We start from the raw sequence: 4,306 nt of genomic DNA, 5'->3' as shown, positions 1-4,306 counted from the left end.
GGACTGATACGGAAATGGGATGATGTCGATATGAAGGGACGCGTTCTTGTCGTCGACGACGACACCGCACTGGCCGAGATGCTCGGCATCGTGCTGCGGGGTGAAGGGTTCGAGCCGTCGTTCGTCGCTGACGGGGACAAGGCGCTCGCCGCTTTCCGGGAGACCAAGCCGGACCTGGTGCTGCTGGATCTGATGCTGCCCGGACGGGACGGCATCGAGGTCTGCCGGCTCATCAGGGCCGAGTCCGGGGTGCCGATCGTCATGCTCACGGCCAAGAGCGACACGGTCGACGTCGTGGTGGGCCTGGAGTCGGGGGCCGACGACTACATCGTCAAGCCGTTCAAGCCGAAGGAGCTCGTCGCCCGCATCCGCGCGCGACTGCGCCGCTCCGAGGAGCCGGCACCCGAGCAGCTCACCATCGGTGACCTGGTCATCGACGTGGCCGGGCACTCCGTGAAGCGGGACGGGCAGTCCATCGCCCTGACCCCGCTCGAGTTCGACCTGCTCGTCGCCCTCGCCCGCAAGCCGTGGCAGGTCTTCACCCGTGAGGTCCTGCTGGAACAGGTCTGGGGCTACCGGCACGCCGCCGACACCCGGCTGGTGAACGTGCACGTCCAGCGGCTGCGTTCGAAGGTCGAGAAGGACCCCGAGCGTCCGGAGATCGTCGTGACGGTCCGCGGCGTCGGATACAAGGCCGGACCGAGCTGACATGAGTACGGGCAGTGCTGCTCCGAAGCCCGGGGACCCGGGAGTCCGTACGGGGCGGGCTGCCGGACCGGGGCGGGGGGGCCCGCGTTTCGGCCGCCCGTCCACCGCCGGGCGACTCTTCCACGACGGCGCCCCCGGCGGGCGGCTGTTCCGGCTCGCCGCCCGGTGGGTGCGCCGCCCGCTGCTCCCCGCCGTACGGCTGTGGCGGCGGAACATCCAGCTGAGGGTCGTCGCCGGCACGCTGTTCATGTCGCTCGGCGTGGTGCTGCTGCTCGGCGTCGTCGTCTTCGTCCAGGTGCGCAACGGCCTTCTCGACGCCAAGGAGAGGGCCGCGCAGAGCCAGGCCGCCGGCGGTTTCTCCGCCGCGCAGGACCGCGCCGCCACCACCCCCACCGGACCGGGACAGCAGGACGGCGTACGGGCCGGTGCCTCGGTGAACTGGCGCTCCACCCTCGTCGAGCAGCTCGCCAGCGGCGGCCAGAGCGCGTTCAACGTCGTCGCGCTCTCCCTCGACACCGGCGACACCGCGAGCCGCGGCGCCCGCGCCTCCGGCGAGGTCGATCCGACCCGCAGCATCCCCGCCGACCTGCGCCACTACGTCGCGCAGAGCAGCGACACCTTCCAGAAGTTCAGCCGGATCCACTACACCAACGGCCGCGACTCCGAGCCGGCCCTGGTGATCGGCAAGCGTCTCACCGATGCCGAGGGCGACCAGTACGAGCTGTACTACCTCTTCCCGCTCACCCAGGAGGAGGACTCCCTCGCCCTGGTGAAGGGCACCCTGGCCACGGCCGGACTGTTCGTCGTCGTCCTCCTCGGCGCCATCGCCTGGATGATGGTGCGGCAGGTCGTCACCCCCGTCCGCATGGCCGCCGGGGTCGTCGAGCGGCTCTCCGCGGGCCGGCTCCAGGAACGGATGAAGGTCACCGGCGAGGACGACATCGCGCGCCTCGGCGAGGCCTTCAACAAGATGGCCCAGAACCTCCAGCACAAGATCCAGCAGCTGGAGGACCTCTCGCGGATGCAGCGGCGGTTCGTCTCCGACGTCTCGCACGAACTGCGCACCCCGCTGACCACCGTACGGATGGCCGCCGACGTCATCCACGAGGCCCGCAGCGACTTCGACCCCGTCACCGCCCGCTCCGCCGAACTCCTCGGCGACCAGCTCGACCGCTTCGAGTCGCTGCTCTCCGACCTCCTGGAGATCAGCCGCTTCGACGCTGGCGCGGCGGCCCTCGAAGCCGAGCCGATAGACCTGCGCCAGGTCGTGCGCCGGGTCATCGGCGGCGCCGAACCGCTCGCCGAACGCAAGGGCACCCGGATCGTCGTCGTCGGCGACGAGCAACCCGTGGTCGCCGAGGCGGACGCCCGCCGCGTCGAGCGGGTGCTGCGCAACCTCGTCGTCAACGCCGTCGAGCACGGCGAGGGCCGTGACGTGGTGGTGAAGCTGGCCGCCGCCGGCGGCGCGGTCGCCGTCGCGGTCCGCGACTACGGCGTCGGTCTCAAACCCGGCGAGGCCGCCCGGGTCTTCAACCGCTTCTGGCGCGCCGACCCGGCCCGCGCCCGCACCACCGGCGGCACCGGGCTCGGCCTGTCGATCGCCGTCGAGGACGCCCGCCTGCACGGCGGTTGGCTCCAGGCCTGGGGCGAGCCCGGCGGCGGTTCGCAGTTCCGGCTCACGCTGCCGCGCACGGCCGACGAGCCGCTGCGCGGCTCGCCCATCCCGCTGGAACCCGAGGACTCCCGGCGCAACCGGGAGCAGGCCGCCGCCGGCCGGGCGCAGGAGAGCGCCCGCGTCGCCGCGGTCCCGGCCCAGTCCGCCCGGGAACGGTCGTCGCTCCCCGTACCGCCGAGGCTCCCCGAGCCGCCGCGGGCCGCCGTCGACCCGGCGGCCCTGCCCGGAAGCGGGGCGCGGGTGGTGGCGCGGGCGGTGCCCCGGAGCGACGGCGGGGGCGAACCGGACGCCGGCACGCACACGTACACCGAAGGCGACATGGAGCGGGAGGACGGCACACGTGGGGGCTGAGGGCCGGAAGCGCGACGCAGGGTGGCACCGGAGCACACGCGCGCTGACGCTCGCCGTCTGCGGCGGGATCCTCGTGACGGGCTGCGCGACCATGCCCGACAGCGGTGAGGTCCAGCAGGTGAAGGCGTCCAACCCGGGCGACTCGCAGGTCCGGGTGTACGCGGTGGCGCCCCGGGAGAACGCGGACCCGGAGGAGATCGTCGACGGCTTCCTGGAGGCCATGACCAGTGACGACCCCGGTTTCGCCACGGCCCGCAAGTACCTGACGAAGCACGCCGCCCAGTCGTGGAAGCCGGAGGAGAGCATCACGGTGCTCGCCACCGCGCCCGACCGCGATCAGGCCGACCGCAAGGCCGACCCGGGGGACGAGGGCCGTGCCTACCCGATCTCGGGCCGGCAGATCGCCACCGTGGACGCCCGCCACGCCTACCAGCCGATCAGCCCCGCCGACTACCTCCGGTCCATCCGCGTGGTGCAGCAGCCCTCCGCCAACGGAAAGGACAAGGAGTGGCGCATCGACAGCCTGCCGCCCGGTCTGGTGCTGGGCGAGGCGGACTTCCTGCGGAACTACCGTTCGGTCAACACCTACTACTTCGCCTCGGGCAAGGACTGGGTCGTCGCCGACCCGGTCTACATCCGGCAGCGGCAGGACCCGGTCACCCGCATGGACCCGGTCACGCAGACCATCAAGGCCCTCCTCGAAGGGCCCACGAACTGGCTGAAGCAGGCCGTCGACTCCCGCTTCCCCTCCGGTACGCAGCTCAGGAACGGCGTCACCACCCTGACCCCGGACGACCAGTCCACCCTCAAGGTGCCGCTGAACCGCAAGGCTGACCAGGTGGGCCCCGACATCTGCCGCCGGATGGCCGCGCAGGTCCTGTTCACGCTGCGCGACCTGACGTCGGTGCGCGTCGAGCAGGTCGAGCTCCTCGGCACCCGGGACCGGTCCCTGTGCCGACTGGGCAAGGGGCAGGCGGAGGAGGAGTTCGCCGCCGTGCGGGGCACGCCGCGGCCGGAGAACCCGTACTTCGTGCACGAGGGCAAGCTGATGACCGTCTCGGTCAGTGGCAAGGAGCCGGAGGCGCCGAGCGAGGTGCCCGGCCCGTTCGGCAAGGGCACCACGCCCCTGCGGTCGGTCGCCGTGGACCGGGGCGAGACCCGGGCGGCGGGCGTCCGGGCGAACGGCTCCGAGCTGCTCGTCTCCTCCATCACCAGCGACATGGGACCGCCCCGCCCGGTCCTCGCGAGCAAGGGGCGCAACCCGCGGGAACGGCTGTCCGCGCCCAGCTGGGACGGGAGTGGCGACCTGTGGATCGCCGACCGGGACCCCGCCGCGCCGCGCCTGTGGATGGTGCCGGACGGCTCCGGCGAACCGGTCGAGGTCCGCACGCCCTGGCTGACGGACGGCGCCCGCGTCGAGTCGCTGCGGGTCTCGGCCGACGGGGTGCGCATCGCCCTGCTCGTCACCCGTGAGGGACGCACCACCCTGCAGATCGGCCGGATCGAGCGGCAGGCGGCGGGCGCCGACCCGGCCGTGTCCGTGGTCGACCTCCAGCCCGCCGCACCCCGCAT

Annotated in this window: 3 protein-coding genes; all 3 read left to right on the top strand. The window is 72.7% G+C overall.

Features of this window, described 5'->3' with window-relative positions; genetic code table 11:
* Nucleotides 1-30: 30 nt before the first annotated feature.
* Nucleotides 31-708, top strand: coding sequence for a two-component system response regulator MtrA (mtrA, locus tag RIF68_RS28740; protein ID WP_023550067.1), 678 nt, complete (start codon nucleotides 31-33; stop codon nucleotides 706-708).
* Between the two features lies 1 nt (nucleotide 709).
* Entirely contained in the window at nucleotides 710-2,734 is a 2,025-nt protein-coding gene (mtrB, locus tag RIF68_RS28735) for an MtrAB system histidine kinase MtrB (protein ID WP_309054211.1), read from the top strand.
* On the top strand, nucleotides 2,724-4,306 hold a 1,583-nt coding region (locus tag RIF68_RS28730), incomplete at its 3' end, for an LpqB family beta-propeller domain-containing protein (RefSeq protein ID WP_309054210.1). The genes mtrB and RIF68_RS28730, both read left to right, overlap by 11 nt.

The organism is Streptomyces sp., from assembly GCF_031178505.1.
Lineage (GTDB): Bacteria > Actinomycetota > Actinomycetes > Streptomycetales > Streptomycetaceae > Streptomyces > Streptomyces gulbargensis.
The sequence above is the reverse complement of the archived record's forward strand: the minus strand, read 5'-3'. Positions and strand labels throughout refer to the sequence as shown.

Excerpts from the sequence above, each read along its gene's own strand:
- mtrB (WP_309054211.1), top strand. The coding sequence starts at position 710 with ATGAGTACGGGCAGTGCTGCTCCGAAGCCCGGGGACCCGGGAGTCCGT.
- mtrA (WP_023550067.1), top strand. The coding sequence starts at position 31 with ATGAAGGGACGCGTTCTTGTCGTCGACGACGACACCGCACTGGCCGAG.